17 protein-coding genes and 1 pseudogene are annotated in these 18,895 nt (G+C 73.9%); 11 read left to right on the top strand and 7 right to left on the bottom strand.

Annotated elements, in window-relative coordinates:
* Nucleotides 1–183: 183 nt before the first annotated feature.
* The 4 genes and pseudogenes from BM242_RS04485 to BM242_RS04470 all read left to right on the top strand — a co-directional run bounded on the left by BM242_RS04485 (nucleotide 184) and on the right by BM242_RS04470 (nucleotide 3,609).
* Nucleotides 184–1,086, top strand: coding sequence for an SGNH/GDSL hydrolase family protein (locus BM242_RS04485; RefSeq protein ID WP_093837225.1), 903 nt, complete (start codon nucleotides 184–186; stop codon nucleotides 1,084–1,086).
* Between the two features lie 229 nt (nucleotides 1,087–1,315).
* Nucleotides 1,316–1,474, top strand: a pseudogene (locus BM242_RS28380) (mandelate racemase/muconate lactonizing enzyme family protein); the annotation flags it as partial.
* A gap of 62 nt (nucleotides 1,475–1,536) precedes the next feature.
* A complete protein-coding gene (locus BM242_RS04475; RefSeq protein WP_093837223.1) occupies nucleotides 1,537–2,571 on the top strand; it encodes a zinc-dependent alcohol dehydrogenase in 1,035 nt (344 codons plus the stop codon).
* 69 nt (nucleotides 2,572–2,640) lie between these two features.
* Entirely contained in the window at nucleotides 2,641–3,609 is a 969-nt protein-coding gene (locus BM242_RS04470) for a hypothetical protein (RefSeq protein ID WP_093837222.1), read from the top strand.
* Nucleotides 3,610–3,631: 22 nt separating this feature from the next.
* On the opposite strand, the gene BM242_RS04465 is transcribed toward BM242_RS04470, so the two are convergent.
* On the bottom strand, nucleotides 3,632–4,087 hold the full coding sequence (locus tag BM242_RS04465; RefSeq protein ID WP_425443800.1) for a phospholipase: 456 nt from the start codon (nucleotides 4,085–4,087) through the stop codon (nucleotides 3,632–3,634).
* Between the two features lie 462 nt (nucleotides 4,088–4,549).
* Nucleotides 4,550–4,822 carry a GlsB/YeaQ/YmgE family stress response membrane protein gene (locus BM242_RS04460; protein ID WP_093837221.1) on the bottom strand — a complete coding sequence of 91 codons (273 nt, stop codon included), beginning with the start codon at nucleotides 4,820–4,822 and terminating at the stop codon, nucleotides 4,550–4,552.
* 241 nt (nucleotides 4,823–5,063) lie between these two features.
* On the opposite strand from BM242_RS04460, the gene BM242_RS04455 reads away from it, so the two are divergent.
* Nucleotides 5,064–6,254: a C15 family peptidase gene (locus tag BM242_RS04455; protein WP_093837220.1), complete on the top strand. Its 1,191-nt coding sequence runs from the start codon at nucleotides 5,064–5,066 to the stop codon at nucleotides 6,252–6,254.
* Nucleotides 6,255–6,318: 64 nt separating this feature from the next.
* Here BM242_RS04455 and arfA read toward each other — a convergent pair whose 3' ends face one another.
* The 5 genes from arfA to BM242_RS04430 all read right to left on the bottom strand — a co-directional run bounded on the left by arfA (nucleotide 6,319) and on the right by BM242_RS04430 (nucleotide 12,560).
* Nucleotides 6,319–7,854, bottom strand: a complete 1,536-nt coding sequence (gene arfA, locus BM242_RS04450; RefSeq protein WP_093837219.1) for an arabinosylfuranosidase ArfA — start codon at nucleotides 7,852–7,854, stop codon at nucleotides 6,319–6,321.
* 175 nt (nucleotides 7,855–8,029) lie between these two features.
* Nucleotides 8,030–8,971, bottom strand: a complete 942-nt coding sequence (locus BM242_RS04445; protein WP_093837218.1) for a carbohydrate ABC transporter permease — start codon at nucleotides 8,969–8,971, stop codon at nucleotides 8,030–8,032.
* Nucleotides 8,968–9,978: a carbohydrate ABC transporter permease gene (locus BM242_RS04440; protein ID WP_093837217.1), complete on the bottom strand. Its 1,011-nt coding sequence runs from the start codon at nucleotides 9,976–9,978 to the stop codon at nucleotides 8,968–8,970. Before BM242_RS04440 ends, BM242_RS04445 begins: the two co-directional genes overlap by 4 nt.
* Complete coding sequence (locus BM242_RS04435; protein ID WP_093837216.1) at nucleotides 9,975–11,390, bottom strand: extracellular solute-binding protein; 1,416 nt, start codon at nucleotides 11,388–11,390, stop codon at nucleotides 9,975–9,977. The genes BM242_RS04440 and BM242_RS04435 overlap by 4 nt, the downstream gene beginning before the upstream one ends.
* A 132-nt stretch (nucleotides 11,391–11,522) precedes the next feature.
* Nucleotides 11,523–12,560 (bottom strand): NADP-dependent oxidoreductase, encoded by a 1,038-nt coding sequence (locus BM242_RS04430; RefSeq protein WP_093837215.1) that lies wholly within the window; start codon nucleotides 12,558–12,560, stop codon nucleotides 11,523–11,525.
* A 209-nt stretch (nucleotides 12,561–12,769) separates the two neighbouring features.
* On the opposite strand from BM242_RS04430, the gene mbhE reads away from it, so the two are divergent.
* The 6 genes from mbhE to mnhG are packed head-to-tail and all read left to right on the top strand — an operon-like array spanning nucleotide 12,770 to nucleotide 18,860.
* On the top strand, nucleotides 12,770–15,700 hold the full coding sequence (gene mbhE, locus BM242_RS04425; protein WP_217652358.1) for a hydrogen gas-evolving membrane-bound hydrogenase subunit E: 2,931 nt from the start codon (nucleotides 12,770–12,772) through the stop codon (nucleotides 15,698–15,700).
* Nucleotides 15,697–16,122 (top strand): sodium:proton antiporter, encoded by a 426-nt coding sequence (locus BM242_RS04420; RefSeq protein WP_107365074.1) that lies wholly within the window; start codon nucleotides 15,697–15,699, stop codon nucleotides 16,120–16,122. Before mbhE ends, BM242_RS04420 begins: the two co-directional genes overlap by 4 nt.
* A complete protein-coding gene (locus BM242_RS04415) occupies nucleotides 16,119–17,807 on the top strand; it encodes a proton-conducting transporter transmembrane domain-containing protein (RefSeq protein ID WP_217652356.1) in 1,689 nt (562 codons plus the stop codon). Before BM242_RS04420 ends, BM242_RS04415 begins: the two co-directional genes overlap by 4 nt.
* On the top strand, nucleotides 17,804–18,205 hold the full coding sequence (locus BM242_RS04410; protein ID WP_093837212.1) for a Na+/H+ antiporter subunit E: 402 nt from the start codon (nucleotides 17,804–17,806) through the stop codon (nucleotides 18,203–18,205). The genes BM242_RS04415 and BM242_RS04410 overlap by 4 nt, the downstream gene beginning before the upstream one ends.
* Entirely contained in the window at nucleotides 18,205–18,468 is a 264-nt protein-coding gene (locus BM242_RS04405) for an MrpF/PhaF family protein (protein ID WP_217652355.1), read from the top strand. Before BM242_RS04410 ends, BM242_RS04405 begins: the two co-directional genes overlap by 1 nt.
* Nucleotides 18,465–18,860, top strand: a complete 396-nt coding sequence (gene mnhG, locus BM242_RS04400) for a monovalent cation/H(+) antiporter subunit G (RefSeq protein ID WP_093837211.1) — start codon at nucleotides 18,465–18,467, stop codon at nucleotides 18,858–18,860. Before BM242_RS04405 ends, mnhG begins: the two co-directional genes overlap by 4 nt.
* Nucleotides 18,861–18,895 lie beyond the last annotated feature (35 nt).

Raw genomic sequence — 18,895 nt, 5'->3', positions numbered from 1 at the left:
ATCACGCCCCGGCGCCAAGCACGAACAGTAAACACCATGAATGTCCAATCTCGGCAAATCTCAGCAAAGAGGACAGTCGGTAACGTCACGTAATCTCTTACTCTTGTCTGGATAGTCCACTGAGCGGACCAAAGGACCGCTGCGGAACGCGCCGCAGCCGACTGAAGCGAAGGACGACGCTGAATGCCGGTCAGCCGCAGCAGCCGTGCCACCGCCGCCGCACCGGTGGCCCTCGCCGCGCTCATCGCCGTCACCGTCACCGCCTGCACCAGCGGCGGCGACCTCACCGACCAGGCCGCCGCCACCGCACCGGGCGAGCAGCCGGAGCACCGGGCCGCCCCGGAGCAGCCGCCGGCCTGGGACACCGGCCCGGAGTCGCTGGCCGCCCTGGGCGACTCCATCACCACCGGATTCGACGCCTGCTCGATCCTGGTCGACTGCCCCGAGGTGTCCTGGGCGACCGGCACCGAGCCGGGCCTGGAGAGCCTGGCCCAGTTGCTGCCCGCCGAGGAGGCCTGGAACGAGGCGGTGTCCGGCGCCCGCATGGCGGATCTTCCGGAGCAGGCCCGCCGGGCGGTGGCCCATGAGCCGGAACTGCTCACCGTGATGATCGGCGCCAATGACGCCTGCGCGCCCGATGTGGCATCGATGACCCCGGTCGGCGACTTCCGGTCGGACTTCACCGAGGCCATGGACATCATCCGCGGCGCACTGCCCACCGCCCAGATCTATGTGGCCAGCGTGCCCGACCTGCACCGGCTGTGGACAGTGGGGCAGGAGAACGCCCTGGCCCGGCAGATCTGGCGGTTCGGCATCTGCCCCTCGATGCTGGGCCGGCCGAGCTCCGAGGAGGCGGAGGAGGCCACCGCCCGGCGCGCCGCCGTGCGGGAACGGGTGCAGGAGTTCAACGCGGTGCTCCGGGAGGTCTGCGCGGCGGACGAGCGCTGCCGCTATGACGAGGGGGCCGTCTTCGAGTACCCCTTCACCACGGCGGAGCTGAGCCGCTGGGACTGGTTCCATCCGGGGGTGGCCGGCCAGCAGGTGCTGGCCGAACTGGCCCACGAGCGGATCACCAGCCCGGACTGAACCCGGACCAGGGCCCCGCCCGGGACGGTCGGCGTTGACAGCCCGGCCGCCCCGTCACTACCGTTCTTCGACAGAATTTCGAACATTAGCCGACATATCGAACGTGGAGGGGCGGGCGGGGCCCGTGCGCATCACCGGAATCAGCACCCATGTCGTCGGCACGCCGTGGCGCAATCCCACCCATGCCCGGGTCCACACCGACGAGGGTCCGACCGGGGCCGGCGAGAGCCGGATGCCGGCCGCCACCGCCGAGACCCACCATGAGCCGGTGGCCCCGCACCATGCCGGCGGCTCGGTGCTCACCGCCGCCGGCCTCCGGCTCGCCGCCTGCACCCCCGGCTTCGAGATCCTGGAGCACTTCGGCGACTTCGCCGACGCCGGGATCGAGCACTTCGGTCTGCGGGCCGAGGACCGGCACAAGCGCGACGGCGGCGCCGGCCGTCCCCGCCGGTGAGCGACGCGGCGGCGGCCGGCTCCCGGGCCGTGCTGGTGGAGGGACCCGGGCGGTACCGGCTGCTCAACCGGCCCGAGCCGCCCGAGCCGGGCCCCGGCGAGGTACGGGTGGCCGTGCACGCCGCCGGGGTCTGCGCCAGCGACCGGGAGATCTGGGACGGCACCCGCGCCGAGGGCTATGTGCGCTACCCGGTGGTGCCGGGGCACGAATGGTCCGGCACGGTGGAGGCCACCGGCCCCGGTGTGGACCCGGCGCTGACCGGCCGCGGCACCGTGGGCGAGGGCTTCAGAAGCTGCCAGTCCTGCGACCACTGCCGGGCCGGCCGGACCACCCTGTGCTCCGCCCCCTATCAGGAGACCGGCTTCACCCGGCCCGGCGCCTTCGCCGACCATCTGGTGCTGCCCGCCCGGCTGCTGCACCCGCTGCCGGACGGCGCCGACCTGACCGCCGCCGCGCTGCTGGAACCGGCCGCCGTGGTGGCCGCCGCCGTGCTGGCCGCGGCACCGGTGCCGGGCGAGCGGATCGCCGTGGTGGGCGCCGGCACGCTGGGCCTGCTGGCCGTGCAGCTGCTGGCCGCCTGCTCGCCGGCCGAGCTGGTGACCGTGGACCCGCGCGAGCGTCCCCGGCGGCTGGCCGCCGGGTTCGGCGCCACGCGGACCGTCACACCCGGCGAGCTGTCCGGCCTGCCGGCCGGCCACGATCTGGTGGTGGAGACCGCCGGGGCCCGCAGCTCGGCCGCCGAGGCCTGCGCGCTGGCCCGGCGCGGCGGCCGGATCGTGCTGGCCGGCATCCCGGCGCCGGGGGCCGACGGGCTGGACCCGCTGCTGCTGACCGTGCGGCAGCTCTCCCTCGCCACGGTCTTCGGCGCGCCCTCCGCCGCCTGGTCCTTCGCGGTGCGGGCCTTTGCCACCGGGCTGCTCGATCCCGGCCCGCTGATCACCCACCGGCTGCCGCTGACCGGCTTCGAGACCGCCGTCGCCCTGGTCGGCAGCGGTGACCCCGCGGTCGGCAAGGTCCTCCTCCAGCCGTAGCCCGTCCGCGGACCACCGCCGCCCGCCGCCCGTCGCCCGCTTCCCGCCGTCCCACCCGCAAGGAGCACCGTGTCCGCGCCCGCCTCGCCCCACCGCCCGTCAGACGCCGCACTGACGTCCATCGGCCACGGCCTCCCCGCCGTGCACCCGGCCGACGCCTCCCCGCACACCTTTCCGGACGGGGGCCGCTGGCGCACCGAGATACCGTCCACGGAGAATCCGGAACTCCTCGCCGCCGTGCTGAAGGAGGCCGCCGGCCTGGAGGTGCCGGTGCACCGCATCAGCCAGGGCAGCGGGGTGTGGATGCTGACCGACGCCGAGATCACCGAGATGGCACAGGCATGCGCGGCGGCCCGTGCCGAGCTGTGCCTGTTCACCGGCCCGCGCGGCACCTGGGACATCGGGGCCGCCACCCGCACCGCCTCCGGCGGGGCGGGGCTGCGGGCCCGCGGCCACGACGCCCTGGCCGGTTGTGTGGAGGACGCGCTGCGCGCCACCGAGCTCGGGGTGCGCTGTCTGCTGGTGGCCGACGAGGGGGTGCTGTGGACCCTGCACCGGCTGCGGGCCGCCGGCACCCTGCCGGCCGACACCACCTTCAAGGTCTCCGCGCTGATCGGCCCGGTGAACCCGGCCTCGGTCGCGGTCCATGAGCAGCTCGGGGCCGACTCGGTCAACGTGCCCTCGGATCTGACGCTCCAGCATCTCACCGAGATCCGGCGGGTCAGCCGGGTGCCGCTGGATCTCTATCTGGAGGCCCCCGACGACCTGGGCGGCTATGTGCGGATGCACGAGGTCGCCGAGCTGGTGCGGCGGGCCGCGCCGGTCTATCTGAAGTTCGGGCTGAGCAAGGCCCCGGGCAGCTACCCGTACGGCCGCCATATGCGGGACACCGCCCTGGCCGCCGCGCGGGAACGGGTCCGGCGCGGCCGGCTGGCCCTGGACATGCTGGCCCGGCTGGGCGGCGACACCGCCATGTCGCCGCCCGGCGCCCGGCTCCCGGGCCCGCTGGCCCGGTTCTCCCCCGGCGCGCCCGGCTGACCGGTCCGGTCCGGTCCGGCCGTCAGTCGCCGAAGGTGTGCACGGCCCGGTAGTAGGTCCAGGCCAGGGAGCGGCAGGCGGATTTGCGGAAGGTGCTGTAGCGGTTGCAGATCCGCCGCAGATCGGCGTGGAACGCGTCGTCCAGCCGCTTCTTGTGGTCCTTGAACGTGCCGAGATCCTTGAAGTTGCGGTAGCCGAAGTCATGCCGCTGGCAGGCTGTTCCGAACGGGAAACCGAGCGGCTTGTCGGGTGATTTGCTGCAGTAGTCCGTGGTCCAGTCGAACTCGTACTCCGCCCATGCCCCGCGGTCGGCTTCGGCCCGCTTCCAGGCGTCGTAACTCGCCTTGCCGGTCTGGGTGAAGCTGGTCAGCATGTCGGGCTTGTCGGACGGTGCGGCGTCCGCCGGCAGGATCACGACGAAGACGGTGGCCACGGCAACGCCGCCGGCGGCCAGGCCCTTCACGGTTCTGGGGACCACAGAACTCCTCCGGGTCGGGTGCGCCCGGTTTCGCGCACGGCCTTGGGAGCGCCAACCGCCCTGCCATGAGGGACAGTTGTTCGCGCTCGCCGACGCTATCCGGTCGCGCCCGCCCGGAGACGGCCCGGTGCGGCAATCCCCGTCCTTTGTCCGGAAGCCGTTTTCCCCGCGGGTATGCGCCCCGTCCGCTGCCCCGGCGTACGCCCCCCGTGGGCCGCCCGTACCGCCGCATTCTCCCCCGGGGCCCCACCGGCCCCCGCCCTCGCGGCGCCCGCCGGGCGGCGGGACGGCCGCGGTGGCCGGTATCCGGTCACCGGCCCGCGGGGCGGGCGGACATGCGGACGGCGCGCCCGTCGTACCGACGAGCGCGCCGTCCAAAGGGAAGGGGCGGAAGAGGGGGAGGGGGCGGCGGGGGCGGCGGGGTTCCGCCCGGCGGGGCGCCGGGGGTGGCTGCCGGGCCGGTCAGACCCGGGTCCGGCGTCCGCCGGTGAGGAGCTGGTAGAGGAAGATGATGATCACGGCTCCGACAACGGCCGCGATCCAGGTGGAGAGTTCGAAGAAGCCGTCGACCGAGTCCACTCCGAAGATGACCTTGCCCAGCCAGCCGCCGAGCAGTGCGCCGCCTATCCCGAGCAGGGTGGTCACGATGATGCCGCCGGGCTGGCGGCCGGGCATCAGCGCCCTGGCGATCAGGCCCGCCAGCAGGCCCAGCAGAATCCACGCGAGAATACTCATGGCGATTTGCCCCTTTTTGACTACTTCAGTTGGTTTGCACGGATTCACGTGCCCTCGGCGCGCCCCGGCGAAACCGTCCCTCCCGTAACAGTGCCTGATTTGTCACGGTCCGCGATCCGCTGGGTTCTCCGCGTGAGGATGCGGTGAATGTCGCCGGAACGAGACCTTCCGGCCACTTCCCGCTCCAGGAGCCCGGCTGATAGCTCTGGGCGCACCCCGTTCCCGCACCACCGGAGCGCATGTGTCCACGGCATCTCCCCCGGCAGACCCGGCAGGCACGGCAGGCACGGCCACGACGGCCGAGGAAGCGCGGCTCGCGGAGAACGTGCCGCGGCGGATTCTGCGCTACGGCGGACTGGCGGACGCCGTACGGTCCCTGGAGAAGGCGCTGGAGACCGCCGGCGGCCCGGAGGAGGCGCTGCGGACCGTGCGCCGGCACGGGCTGGTGCTGTGGCGCAACGCCGTGCGCCGGCTGCGGGAGAGCGACGGCGACGACCGCCCGCTGTACTGGACCCGGCTGGCGCTGCGCCGGGCGCTGCGCGCCTGGCGGCCCGGGTTCGAGGCGGATCTCCCGCTGCTGCTCACCGAACTGGAGTACGCCTCACGCGGCATGACCGGCAATCATCTGCCCGCCGGTGCGGAGCGGCTGCGGGTGCTGATCACCGGCTTCGACCCGTTCCGGCTGGACGAGGACATCCGCCGCGGCAACCCCTCGGGGGCGGCGGCACTGACGCTGGACGGCACCGCGCTGCGGCTGCCGGACGGGCGCACCGCGCATGTGGCGGGGGTGCTCTTCCCGGTGCGCTGGGCGGACTTCACCGCCGGGATCGTGGAGCGGGCGCTGCGGCCGTATCTGGAGCCCGGGCCCCGGCAGGTGACGCTGTTCATGACGGTCAGCCAGGGCCTGCCGGGCGCCTTCCACCTGGAGAGGTACAACGCGGGCCGGCGCGGCGGCGGCCGGGACAACGCCGGGGAGGAGTCGGTGGGCGCCGTCCCGGTGGCGGACCCGGGGACGGCGCCGCAGTGGACGGTGACCTCCCTGCCGTTCCGGGCCATGGTCTCGGCCAGGACCGGGCGCTTCCCGGTGCTGGACAACACGGCCGTCCAGGAGCTTCCGCAGGGCGCCGGGGAGCCGGTGGTCCGGGCGGAGGGGCCCAGCGGCGAGCCGGGGGCGGCGGCCCGGGCCGGAGGCGGCGGCGCGTATCTGTCCAACGAGATCGCCTACCGGGCCACTCTGCTGCGGGACCGGCTGGGCCCGGGCGCCGCCCTGCCGGGCGGCCATCTGCACACCCCGGTGCTGGAGTTCGCCCCGGAGAACGCCGATCCGGCTCAGGGCCGGTACACCGACCCGGTGCTGGTGGCCAACCGCCGGGACATCACCCGCCAGATCAAGGAACTCCTGATCACCGCGGCCTCCGCCCCGGCTGGCTGAGCCCGGCCCGGCCGGCTGTCGACGGCCGGCCGGCAGCCCGCTGCCACCGGCCGGCCGTCGCCGCTCAGCGCAGCCGGATCACGTTCCAGGAGAGCGGTTCCAGGGTGGCGCGCAGCACCCCGCCGGTCAGCACGGTGCCCGGCGCGGCGGCATGCGGCCGGACCCGCTCCGGCTCCCGCAGGGTGTTGCGGGCCTCGGGGTCGGCGTCCGCCAGCACGCTGTGCTCCACCACCTCGCCCAGGCCCAGCCCGCGCAGGGTGACCTCCAGCGGCAGCGGCTGGTGCTGCCCGCGGTTGACCGCGAACACGGTGACCGCGCCGCTGTCCTCGTCCCGCACCGCGGTGGCGTGCAGCAGCGGCACCTCGCCGTACTTCCCGGTCCGGTACAACGGGCTCTCCGGCCGCACGTCCAGGACGGTGCCGCGCCCGTACCTGGACGCCTGGGCGAAGGGGAAGAAGGTGGTCTGCCGCCAGGCCGGCCCGCCGGGCTCGGTGAGGATCGGCGCGATCACATTGACCAGCTGCGCCAGGCAGGCCACCTTGACCCGGTCGGCGTGGCGCAGCAGGGCGATCAGCAGCGAGCCGAACACCACCGCGTCCGTCACCGAGTAGTTGTCCTCCAGCAGCCGCGGCGCCTCGGCCCAGTCCTCCGGCGGGACCATCACCGAGGATTCCGGGTTGTTCATGTACCAGACGTTCCACTCGTCGAAGGAGATGTTGATCCGCTTCTTCGACTTCAGCCGGGCGCCCACATGGTCGCAGGTGGCCACCACGTTCTCGATGAAGGACTCGGTGTCCACCGCCGAGGCCAGGAAGGAGTCGCGGTCGCCGTCCAGTTCCTCGTAGTAGGCGTGCATGGAGATGTGGTCCACCTCCTCGTAGCAGTGCTGGAGGACGGTGGACTCCCAGGCCGCGAAGGTGGGCATGGACTGGCCCGAGCTGCCGCAGGCGACGAGTTCCAGCCCGGGGTCGATCATCCGCATGGCGCGGGCGGTGGCGGTGGCCAGCGCCCCGTATTCCTCGGCGCTCTTGTGGCCGATCTGCCAGAAGCCGTCCATCTCGTTGCCCAGGCACCACAGCCGGACGCCGTACGGGTCCCGGTCGCCGTGCGCGGCGCGCAGATCGGAGAGCTCGGTGCCGCCGGGGTGGTTGGCGTACTCCAGCAGCCGCACGGCGTCCTCCACGCCGCGGGTGCCGAGGTTGACCGCCATCATGGGCTCGCCACCGACCTTGCGCAGGAAGTCCATGAACTCGGCCAGCCCGAACTGGTTGCTCTCGGTGGAGCGCCAGGCCAGGTCCAGCCGCCGGGGCCGCTTGTCCTTGGGGCCGACGCCGTCCTCCCAGCGGTAGCCGGAGACGAAGTTGCCGCCCGGGTAGCGGATGGCGGTCACCCCCAGCTCCCGGATCAGTTCCAGCACGTCGGTGCGCAGGCCCCGGTCGTCGGCGCTGGGGTGGCCGGGCTCGTAGATGCCGGTGTAGACGCAGCGGCCGAGGTGTTCCACGAACGAGCCGAACAGGCGCGGATCCACCGGGCCGACGGTGAAGTCGGGGTCGAGGACGAACCGGGCGGCGGCGGGAGACGCGGGGGGCGGAGCACTCATACGGATCCTCGGAACGGTACGGGCGGTGCGGGCAGGGGCGGGGAACCGGCCGCTGAGCCGTTGCCCGCCCGATCCGATCATTCGAAATTTCGTACATCGATCGATTCTTCGAACATCGGCGCAGGGAGACTGTAAGCGGCGGGCGCACCCCGGTCAACGGGGGCGCCCGCCGTGGCTAGGACCCGGCGATGCCGGTGTGCGCCACACCGCGCACGATCTGCCGCTGGAAGAAGACGAACACCAGCAGCAGCGGCAGCGCCGCCAGCAGCGCCCCGGCCACGGTGGCCAGCCCCACCGGCAGCGTCGCCAGATCGGGATCGGTGGTGACCAGGAACGGCCACATGAAGTTGTTCCAGGAGACGATGAAGACGAAGATCGACACCGCCGCCAGCACCGGCCGGGACAGCGGCACCACGATGGTGAGAAAGATCCGCCACCGCCCCGCCCCGTCCAGCACGGCCGCCTCCTCCAGCTCCCTGGGGATGCCGCGGAAGAAGGTGTAGAGGATGAACACCATGGCCGGCGCCACCACCTGGGGCAGGATGATCCCCCAGTAGGTGTCCACCAGGCCCAGCGAGCGCATGGTGGCGAACAGCGGCGCGGTGAGCACGGTGCCCGGCACCATGATCCCGGCCAGGGTGAGCCCGAACAGGGCGCGCCGGAAGCGGAACCGGGTGCGGGCGAAGCCGTAGGCCGCGGCGGCCGAGACCGCCACGCACAGCGCGGTCACCCCCACCGAGACGATCAGCGAGTTCAGCAGCCAGACCTGGAGATCCCCCTCGCCCAGCACGCTGCGGTAGGCGCCCAGGGTGACGTCCTGCGGTATCCAGTGCACCGGCAGCACCTGGGTCTCGCCTTCGGGCTTGAGCGAGGTGGACAGCGCCCAGCCGAACGGCAGCAGCCAGAGCAGGGCCAGCGGCAGGGCGATGGCGGTCAGGGCGATCTGCCCGGCGTTGCGGCGCGGCCAGGGCGGCCGGGCGGCGGCGGCCGGGGGCGTGGCCGGGACGGCGGCGGCCGGGACGGCGGCGGCCGGGACGGCGGCGGCCGGGACGGCGGTGGCCGGGACGGCGGTGGCCGGGACGGCGGTGGCCGGGGCGGCGGTGGCCGGGGCGGTCATCGCAGAGCCTCCTCACGCTTGCGCACCGCCAGCAGCCGCAGCAGTGTCACCGAGACGATCAGGACGAAGACGATGTAGGAGACGGCCGAGGCGTAGCCGATCCGGTAGCCGGTGAAACCCTGCTGGACGATGTACTGCACCACCGGCCGGGTCTCGTTGTTGGGGCCGCCGGCCGTCATCAGGAAGATCTGGTCGAAGACCTGGAGCGAGGCCAGCAGGGTGAGAATGACGATCAGCCCGGTGACGGAGCGCACCAGGGGCACGGTGAGGTACCACAGCCGCTTCAGCGGGCCGGCGCCGTCGAGTTCCGCCGCCTCGTAGAGCTGCGCCGGGATGGCGTGCAGGGCGGCCAGATAGAGCAGATAGGCGAAGCCGACCGTCCACCACAGGGTGGTGAGCGCCACCGAGAACATCGCCCAGCCGCCCTCCAGCAGCCAGGGCACCCGGGTGCCCAGGGCGTTGTTGAACAGGCCGAAGTCCGGCTGGTACATCCACTCCCACAGGTCGGAGACCACGGCCGAGGGCAGCAGGAAGGGCGCGAAGAAGGCCAGCCGCCAGAACCAGGTGCCGTACTTCAGATGGTGGGTGAGCAGCGCCAGCCCGAAGGCGGTGACCACGATCATCGGGGTGACCAGGGCGGTGAAGACCACGGTGTTGCGCAGGGAGTCCCACACCGCCGGGTCGTCGAACGCCTCGCGGTAGTTGTCCAGCCCGATGAACTCGGTGTCGATGCCCGCCAGATTGGTCTCGTTGAGGCTGTACCAGACTCCGGAGAGCAGCGGCCAGATCAGGAACAGGGCGTAGAGGGCGAGGAAGGGGGCGAGAAACCAGGCGCCGTGCTGGAACAGGCCGTCCAGCCGGTTCAGCGTGCGCGCCGGGCCGGACCGGCGCCGGCCGCCCGGGGCGGCGGCGGCCTCACCGGCGGGCGTGACCGCCGCACCGGCCGCCGGACCGGCGGCGGGGACGGGGGCCGGACCGGCGGCCGGGGTGAGGGGGCTGCCGCTCATGACGCGCTCCCCTCGCCGAAGGGGTTGCGGGTGGCCAGCAGCCGTCCCAGGGCGTCCCGCATGCCGCGCACCCCGTCGGCCGGCGAGACCTGGCCCATGGCCGCGGCCGAGACATGGCTGCCGACGTCCTGCTGGATGCGGGAGCTGGTGCCGCTGAACCAGGCGGGCGGGTCGAAGACCGCCCGGTCCATGGCCTCCCGGTACTCGGCCTGCGGCTGGAGCTCCAGATAGCGCGGATCGGTGAGCACCGGCAGATAGGCGGGGACATGGCTGGCCTCGGCCCAGGCCAGGCTGGAGCGCACCAGCCAGGCCATCAGCGCATGGGCGGCCTCGTCGGAGGCGCCGCCGCGCCCGCGCCGGTGGGGCAGGACGAAGCAGTGCGACTCGGCCTGCCCGGCCGGGGTGCCGAACAGGGTGGGGAAGGCGCGGGCGCCGTAGTCCAGCCCCGCGTCGTTGAAGTTGATGACCAGCCAGTTGCCGAACCAGACGAAGCCGCCGCCGTTGACCAGATAGCCGACCAGGTCCTGGCCGGGCACCGCGTACTCGTCGGCGACCAGCCGGGCCAGAAAGGCCAGCACCTCCTCGGCACGGTCGTCGTCCAGGGTGATCCCGTCGGCGTCCGGGGTCAGGATGGTGCCGCCGGTCTGGGTGTAGAGCGAGAGGAAGGTCCACCAGCATTCGACCGGCATCAGGGCGTTCCAGCCCAGCGGGGACTGGCCGATCACCTCGCGCACCGCGTCCAGCGCGGCGAGGAAGTCCTCGGCGCCGTTGATCTCGGCGAGCCGGCCGCCGGAGTCCAGCAGGCCGGCCTCGCGGCAGGCCGGGCGGTTGTAGTAGCAGACCGAGGGGTGGATGTCGAGCGGCAGCCCGTAGAGTTCGCCGTCCACCACCGCGCGGTCCCAGAGCACCGGGTTGAAGTCCGCGCGGCGGATGCCGTGCCGCTCCAGCAGTCCGGTGTCGATGGGGTCCAGCAGCCGGCCGGGGGCGAAGCCGGTGATCCGGCCCAGATGCATCACGGCCAGTTCCGGGGCGCGCCCGCCGGCCCCGGCCATGGCGAGCTTGGTGTAGTAGGGATCGCCCCAGGCCAGCGTGGTGTCGTCCACCGGAATGTCCGGATGCTCCCGACAAAAACGATTCAAAAGACGGCGCATATGTGCCCCGTCGCCGCCGCTGAAGAGATTCCAGAAGCGGACCCGGGAGGGGTCGGCGGCCAGGGCGGTGGGCGAGGCGCAGCCGGCGGTGGCGCCCAGGGCGGCCAGGACGCCGAGGCCGGCGGCACCGGTGAGCAGGCCGCGCCGCCCGGGCCGGGCCCGTCCGCCCCCGCCGCCGGGCGGCGGCGCGGCGGACGGGCCGGCCGGAGTGGCTGGGCCGGCCGGAGTGGCTGGGGTGGTGTGGGGATGTATGCGGCTCATACCGTCCCTCTCGGTCGGTGGGGGTGAAGAAGAGGGGTAGTTCGGTATTTCGAACTCTGATCGAGTTTCCGAACGGAACGGTAGAGGTGACCTGCACCACGGTCAATGGACCGGACACAGGATGCCGCCGGCTCAGTCCCCGGCGGTCCGCTCCGCGCCGTCCAGGGTGACGATCATCTTGCCGGTGTTGTCGCCGCGCAGCAGGCCGAGGAAGGCGTCCAGAGCGTTCTCGATGCCCTGGACCACCGTCTCCCGGGGGCGCAGTTCACCGCTTCGCAGCCAGCCGCCGACCTCCTCGACGAACGCCGGGCGCAGCGCCTTGTGGTCGTTGACCAGGAAGCCCTGGATGCGCAGCCGCTTGCCGATGACCAGCGCCAGATTGCGCGGGGCGGCCGGCGGTTCGGTGGCGTTGTACTGGGCGATCATGCCGCAGACCGCGATCCGGCCATGGGTGCGCAGGGCGCCGATGGCCGCCTCCAGATGGTCGCCGCCGACGTTGTCGAAGTAGACGTCGATGCCGTCCGGGGCGGCGTCGCGCAACTGGTCGCGCACCGGCCCGGACCGGTAGTTGAAGGCGGCGTCGAAGCCGTACTCCTCGGTGAGCAGGCGCACCTTGTCGTCGGAGCCGGCGCTGCCCACCACCCGGGAGGCCCCCTTGAGCCGGGCGATCTGCCCGGCCAGGCCGCCCACCGCGCCGGCCGCGCCGGAGACGAAGACCGCGTCGCCGGGCCGGAAGCCGCCGGCGTCCAGCAGTCCGGCATAGGCGGTCAGGCCGGGCATGCCCAGCACCCCCAGATAGGCGGTGAGCGGGGCTTCCCGGCCGGAGACGGCGGTGGCGTGCCGGGCCGGCAGGGTGGCGTACTCGCGCCAGCCCAGACCGTGCAGCACCTGGTCGCCGGGCGCGAACTCCGGCGCCCGGGAGGCGACCACCACGCCCACCGCGCCGCCCTCCATGGGCTCGTTCAGCCGGAACGGCGGCACATAGGACTTCACATCGTTCATCCGGCCGCGCATATAGGGATCCACGGAGAGGTGGAGGTTGCGCACCGTGATCTCGCCCTCCTCCGGGGGCCGCACCGGCTCCTCGCGCAGCGCGAAGCCGTCGGGGGCGGGCCAGCCGTGCGGGCGGGCGGTCAGATGCCAGGCGCGGCCGGTGGCGGGCAGGGTCATGAGGGCTCCTCCGGGCAGGTGCGGGCTGATGTTTCAGTGGCTGAAATACCGCCCCGAGCATGACCCCGCCCGTCACCCCTGTCAATAAGCGCTCGCTCAGCCGACATGCCGATATGACCTTATTCACCGCTTTGCTCCCGGACTGCTGGGACGCTGGTGACGAGTCTGTGCGATCGCACCGTCCGGTGGTTCCGAAGGAGGCTCGACGCGTGCTGCTGGTCCTCGCCCTGGCGGTCCTGCCCCTGCTGGCCGCCGCGGTACCACTGCTGTACCGGTGGCTGGGCCGCAACACCGGATATCCGCTGGCCGTGGGCTTCCTGGTGATGGCGGTGCTGCTGGCCTTCGCGGCGCCCTGGTCCCCCGGCGACCGGCCGGCCACCGTCTCCGTCGACTGGCTGCCCGCGCTCCAGGTCTCCTTCGCCCTCCGGCTGGACGGCCTGGCGCTGCTGTTCGCCCTGCTGATCCTCGGCGTCGGCGCGCTGGTGCTGGCCTACTGCGCCAGCTATCTGGAGCCGCACGGCCGGCACGCGCTGATCTACCTGCTGCTCACCCTGTTCGCCGGGGCCATGCTCGGCCTGGTCCTGGCCGACGACATCATCCTGCTGGTGGTCTTCTGGGAGCTGACCACCATCTGCTCGTTCTTCCTGATCACCGACGCCGGACCGCATGCCGCCCGGCCCGCCACCCGGGCCTTCCTGGTCACCGCCGCCGGCGGCCTGGCCCTGCTGGCCGCGGCGGTGCTGCTGGCCATCGCGGCCGGCACCACCCGGCTGAGCGCGATCCTGGCCGACTCCGCGAGCGTGCTGGACTCCCCGCTGGCGAGGCCGGCCGGAGTGCTGCTGGTGCTGGCCGCCTTCACCAAGTCCGCGCAGTTCCCGTTCCACTCCTGGCTGCCCGGCGCCATGGTGGCCATCACCCCCGTCAGCGCCTATCTGCACGCCGCCACCATGGTGAAGGCCGGCATCTATCTGCTGATCCGGTTCTCCGGCCTCTACGGCGGCCAGCCCGGCTGGGACGCCGCGCTGGTGATCTCGGGCCTGTTCACCGCGGTGCTGGGCGCGGTATGGGCGCTGCGCCAGCACGATCTGAAGCGGCTGCTGGCCTACTCGACCATCAGTCAGCTCGGCCTGCTGGTCGCGGCCATCGGCGTGGGCACCCCGGTGGCACTGGCCGCCGCCGTGCTGCACACCATCGCCCACGCCCTGTTCAAGGCGACGCTGTTCATGCTGGTCGGCATCATCGACCGGGAGGCCGGCAGCCGGGACATCCGGGAGCTGCCCGGGCTGCGGCAGGTGATGCCGGTCAGCGCCGCCATGACCGGGCTGGCCGCCCTGTCGCTGGCCGGGGTGCCGCCGCTGATCGGCTTCGTCAGCAAGGAATCACTGTTCCAGAGCTATCTGGAGGCCGGCCACACCGCCTTGACCGGGGCCGTCACCGCGGTGGTGGCGGTCGGGGCCTCGGCCCTGACCTTCGCCTACGGCGCACGCATCGTGACCGGCGCGTTCGGCGGCCGGCCGGTCCAGGCACAACTCCACGAACCCCACTACGCCTTCCTGCTGCCGCCCGCCACCGCCGCCCTGGCCGGCCTGGTGCTCGGCCCCGGCGTGCCGCTGCTGGACGTCCCCGTGGGGCAGGCGGTGCAGGCCGTGTTCCCGGACGCGCCCGTCCCGCACTACAAGTTCTGGCACGGCCTCTCCCCCGAACTCGGCCTCTCCGCGCTGGCCATCGGCACCGGGCTGGTGCTCACCCTGCGGGCCGGCCGGGTGGAGCGGGCCATGCAGAGGCTGCCCGGCCCGCAGGACTGGTTCCGGCCCGGCTACGAGACCCTGGTGCGGTTCGGCTCGGTGGTGGGCCATCCCGACCATGCCGACCGCCCCGGCCCCTTCCTGGCCAGGCCGGTGGCGCTGGTCACGCTGCTGGCCGCCGCGGCCTGGGCGGCGGGCGGCTTCCCGCTGCCGTCCGGGCCGCCCTCGGCGGGCCGGGAGTGGCCGCTGCTGGCGCTGCTGGCGGTGGCGGTGGCAACGGCCGCGGCGGCCCGCTCGGCGCTGGCCGCACTCGCCCTGACCGGCACCGCAGGGCTGCTGGTGTCGGTGTGGTTCCTCCAGGCCGGGGCGCCGGATGTGGCGCTGACCGTGCTGCTGGTGGAGGTGCTGACGGCGGTGGCCGCGGTGAGCGTGCTTCCGGCGCTGCCGCCCCGCTTCCGCCGCCCGGGCGCCGCCGCGGCCGGCGGGCGGCGGACCCGGGCCGGCCCCCGGATCGGCACCGGGGCCGCGGCCGGGATCGCGCTGGCCGCCGGGGCGGCCGCCGCGCTCGGCGTGCTGGCCCTCACCGGGCGCCCCGAGATCTCCGAGCCCGGGCAGACGCTGCTGTCCCGCTCCGAGCCGGAGACCGGCGGGCACAACGTGGTGAACACCATCCTGGTGGAGTTCCGGGCCCTGGACACCCTCGGCGAGACCATGGTGCTCGCCTCGGTGGCGCTGGGCCTGTCCGCCCTGCTGCTGATCCGCCCCTGGCACGCCGCTCCGGACGCTGCCGCCGGTCCGGACGCTACGGCCGCTGCGGACGCTGCGGACCGGACGACCGACGGCCCGGGGCGGGACGTGCCGGGGCGGGTCGTGCCGGGCCGGGACAGTCTGGTGTTCCGGATGGCCCACCGGCTGCTCGCCCCGGTGATGGTGCTGGTCGCGCTCTGGCTGCTGCTGCGCGGGCACAACCATCCCGGCGGCGGTTTCATCGCGGCGCTGGTCGCGGGCTGTGCCCCGGCGCTCGGCGTGCTGGCCTACCGGGGCCCGCCGGGCCTGCCCGGCCGGCTGCTGGAACCGGTGCGGCTGGTCTCCGCCGGGACGCTGCTCGCCCTGGTCACCGCGCTGGCGCCGCTGGCGACGGGCAAGCCGTTCTTCACCCCGCTGCACCTCACCGTGCACCTGCCGGCGGCCGGCGGACTCAAGCTCACCTCCTCGCTGCTGTTCGACTTCGCCGTGCTGCTGGTGGTCACCGGCCTGGTCTCCGCCGCGCTGACCCGGCTGCGCTCCGGGACCGCGCCGCCGGACACCTGGGCGGCACTCTCCCGCCGCGCCCGCCGGGAGCGGCGCGCCGACACCCGCCGGACGGCCGGCGGGGGAAAGGAGGGCAACGGATGAGCACCGCACTCGCGGCCGGGGTGCTGGCGGCCGGCGGCGTCTTTCTGATCCTGCGGGCCGAACTGCTGCGCGCGATCCTCGGTTTCATGCTGCTGGGACACGCGGTCAACCTGGTGTTCCTGGCCTCCGGGGGCCTGCACCGGCGGGCCGCGCCGCTGCTGGACCGGCACGACCCGCAGGCGGCGTCCGATCCGCTGCCGCAGGCCTTCGTGCTGACCGCCGTGGTGATCACCTTCGGGATCACCGTGCTGCTGCTCGCCGTGCTGCGCGCCTCCCGCACTCCCTCCGGGCCGCCGCCCGGCACGGAGGGCACGGGGGGCACGGAGGGCACGGAGGGCACGGAGGGCACGGAGGACACTGACGCCCCGGACGCCGGCGGCCGGCCCGCCGCCCCCGGGCACGGCAGGGGGCCGGCCGGATGATGACCGAGGTGCTGCTCGCGCTCCCGGTGGCCCTGCCCCTGCTGGCCGCCGGCCCGGCCGCGGCCCTGCCCCGCTACCCGGCCGCCCGCCGCGGCCTGCCGCTGGCCGTCACCGCCGCCGTTCTGGCCACCGGCCTGGCGCTGCTCGCCGAGACCGCCGACGGCTCGGTGCACACCGTGCGGATGGGCGACTGGCGGGCCGGCATCGCCATCTCCTTCGCGGCCGACGCCTTCGGCGCCCTGCTGCTGTGCACCCTGTCCTTCCTGGTGCTGCTCTGTCTCTGCTACGCCGCCGCCACCGGCGACGACCGGGAGCCGGTGTTCGCCCCGCTGGTGCTCGTGCTGTCCGCCGGGGTCTACGGGGTGCTGCTCACGGCCGACCTGTTCAATCTCTTCGTCCTCGTCGAGGTGGCGCTCGCGCCCTCCTACGTGCTGCTCACCATGGGCGGCGGCGGAAGCCCGAGAAACACCGCCGGACGGATCTACATCACCGTCAGCCTGCTCGCCTCCACCCTCTTCCTGTGCGGCGTGGCGCTGCTCTACGGCGTCACCGGCTCGGTGCAGCTCGGTGCCCTGGCCGGCGCCGCCGCGGACTCCCCCGCCACGGCCGCCGCCGGTGCCGTGGTGCTGCTGGCGCTGGGCGTCAAGGCGGCGGTGGTGCCGGTGCACGGCTGGCTGCCGCGCAGCTATCCGCACGCCTCACCGGCCGTCACCGCGCTGCTGTCCGGACTCCTCACCAAGGCCGGACTGTTCGCCCTCTTCCGGCTCTACGCCGTGGTCTACGGCGGCGACCGGGACTATCTGTGGCTGCTGCTCGCCGCGGCCTGGCTGTCCATGGTGACGGGGGTGCTGGGCGCGCTGGGCGAGCGCGAGATCCGGCCCATCCTGGTGTTCGACATGGTCAGCCAGACCGGCTTCGTGCTGCTGGGCCTGGCCCTGTTCACCGCCGACTCCCTGACCGCCGCGGTCTTCTACCTGGTCCAGTACGTGCTGGTGAACACCGCGCTGCTGATGTGCTCCGGGGCCGTGGAACTCACCCGCGGCACCGACCACCTGGACCGGATCGGCGGCCTGGCCCGCCGGGAGCCGCTGCTGACGACGGTGTTCGTGACCGCCGCGCTGTCCCTGGCCGGGCTGCCGCCGCTGTCCGGCTTCGTGGCCAAGCTCGCCCTGCTGCGGGCCGCGGCCCTGGCGGACCACTGGGTCACGGTGGGGGTGACGGTGACGGTCAGTCTGCTGACCCTGCTGGCCATGCTGCGGATCTGGACCGCGGGCTTCGCCGGTCCCCCGGCCACCCCGGAACCCGATGACACCCTCGGCCCGCCCGGCCCGTTCCGCCACCGGCACGGCCAGGAACACGGCCGGGGACACGGCCGGGGACACGGGTCCGGCCGCGGCGGCCCGGAGCGGGACCGCGCCCCGGCCGGAGGACGTTCTGCCCGGCCCGCCGTCCCGCCCCCCGGGCTGGGCGCCTCGGCGCACAGTCCGGCCCCGGTCCTCGGCCCCGGCGCCGGCATGGTCCGCAGCCCCATCCGCCCCGGCCTGCTGCTGCCGGCCGCCGTGCTGACCGTCTGCTCGCTGCTGCTGGGCACCGTGGCCGCGGAACCGCTGCTGGACATCGCGGAGACGGCCGCCGGCCATCTCGTCGACCCGGCCCGCTGGACCGAGGCGGTGACCGCGTCATGACCCGCCGCGCCGCCGTCCGGGCGCCGGGCCGGCTGCTGCGCCGTGCCGCCCGGCTGGCCGGCTTCGCCGGCCACTTCCTCCGGCAGTTCCTGGTGTCCAACCTGCTGGTCACCCGGGAGATCCTCAGCCCGCGCCGGCGGAGCGTGCCGGCCGTGGTGGGCTGCCCGCTGCGCTGCTCCCGGCCGCTGGAGACCACCCTGTTCACCGCCCTGGTGAGCCTCACCCCGGGGACGCTGGCGCTGGAGATCGTCCCGGCCGGCCGCAGCCGCCCGGCGGTGCTCTATGTGCACGGCATGTTCGCCGCGGACCCGGACGCGTTCCTGGCCGAACTGCGCGATCTGGAGGGGCGGATGCTGCACGCCCTGCACGACGGCCCCGGCCGACGGAAGGAGCCCTGATGTCCCTGTCCATGACCGATGCCGCGCTGGCCGTGCTCGGCCTCGCCCTGGCCGCGACCGTGCTGCGGATGGCGCGCGGCCCCAGCGCGGCCGACCGGGTGGTCGCGGTCGACCTGGCCTTTGTGATCGTGCTGGGCGCCTTCGCGCTGCTGGCCGTGCGGGAGGACGATGCCACCCCGCTGGCCCTGGTACTGGTCGGCACGCTGGTCGGGTTCCTCACCACGGCGGCGCTGGCCCGCCGGGCGGAGGGCGGCCCGCGGTGACCGCCGTCACGTTCGCGGCGGACGTGCTGATCTGGCTGGGCGTGCTGCTGATGGCCGTCGCCGCGCTGGGCGTACTGCGCCTGCCGGACGCCTACTACCGCGCCAACGCAGTGACCAAGGCGGCGGCGCTGGCGCTGGTCCTGCTGCTGCTCGGGGTGGCGCTGCGGATGCCGGAGCCGGGCACCGTGTTCCTGGCGGCGGCGGCCGTGGCCTGCCAGTTGGTGACGGCCCCGGTCGCCGGGTACGCCACCGGCCGGGCCGCGTACCGCGCCGGGGTGCGGCGGGTCGGGCCGCCGTCCCGCGACGACCTGGCCGGAGCCGACCTGTCCCGCGAGGACCGGGACGGCGGGGACGGCGGGGACGGCCGGGACCGCCACGACGCCGGCCGGTGAAAGAATTTCAGCCCCTGAAGCAATCCGGGCCACCG

The organism is Streptomyces aidingensis, assembly GCF_900112355.1.
Taxonomy (GTDB): Bacteria; Actinomycetota; Actinomycetes; order Streptomycetales; family Streptomycetaceae; genus Streptomyces; species Streptomyces aidingensis.
Note: the sequence above shows the minus strand (reverse complement) of the source record. Positions and strands in the feature narration are given on the sequence as shown.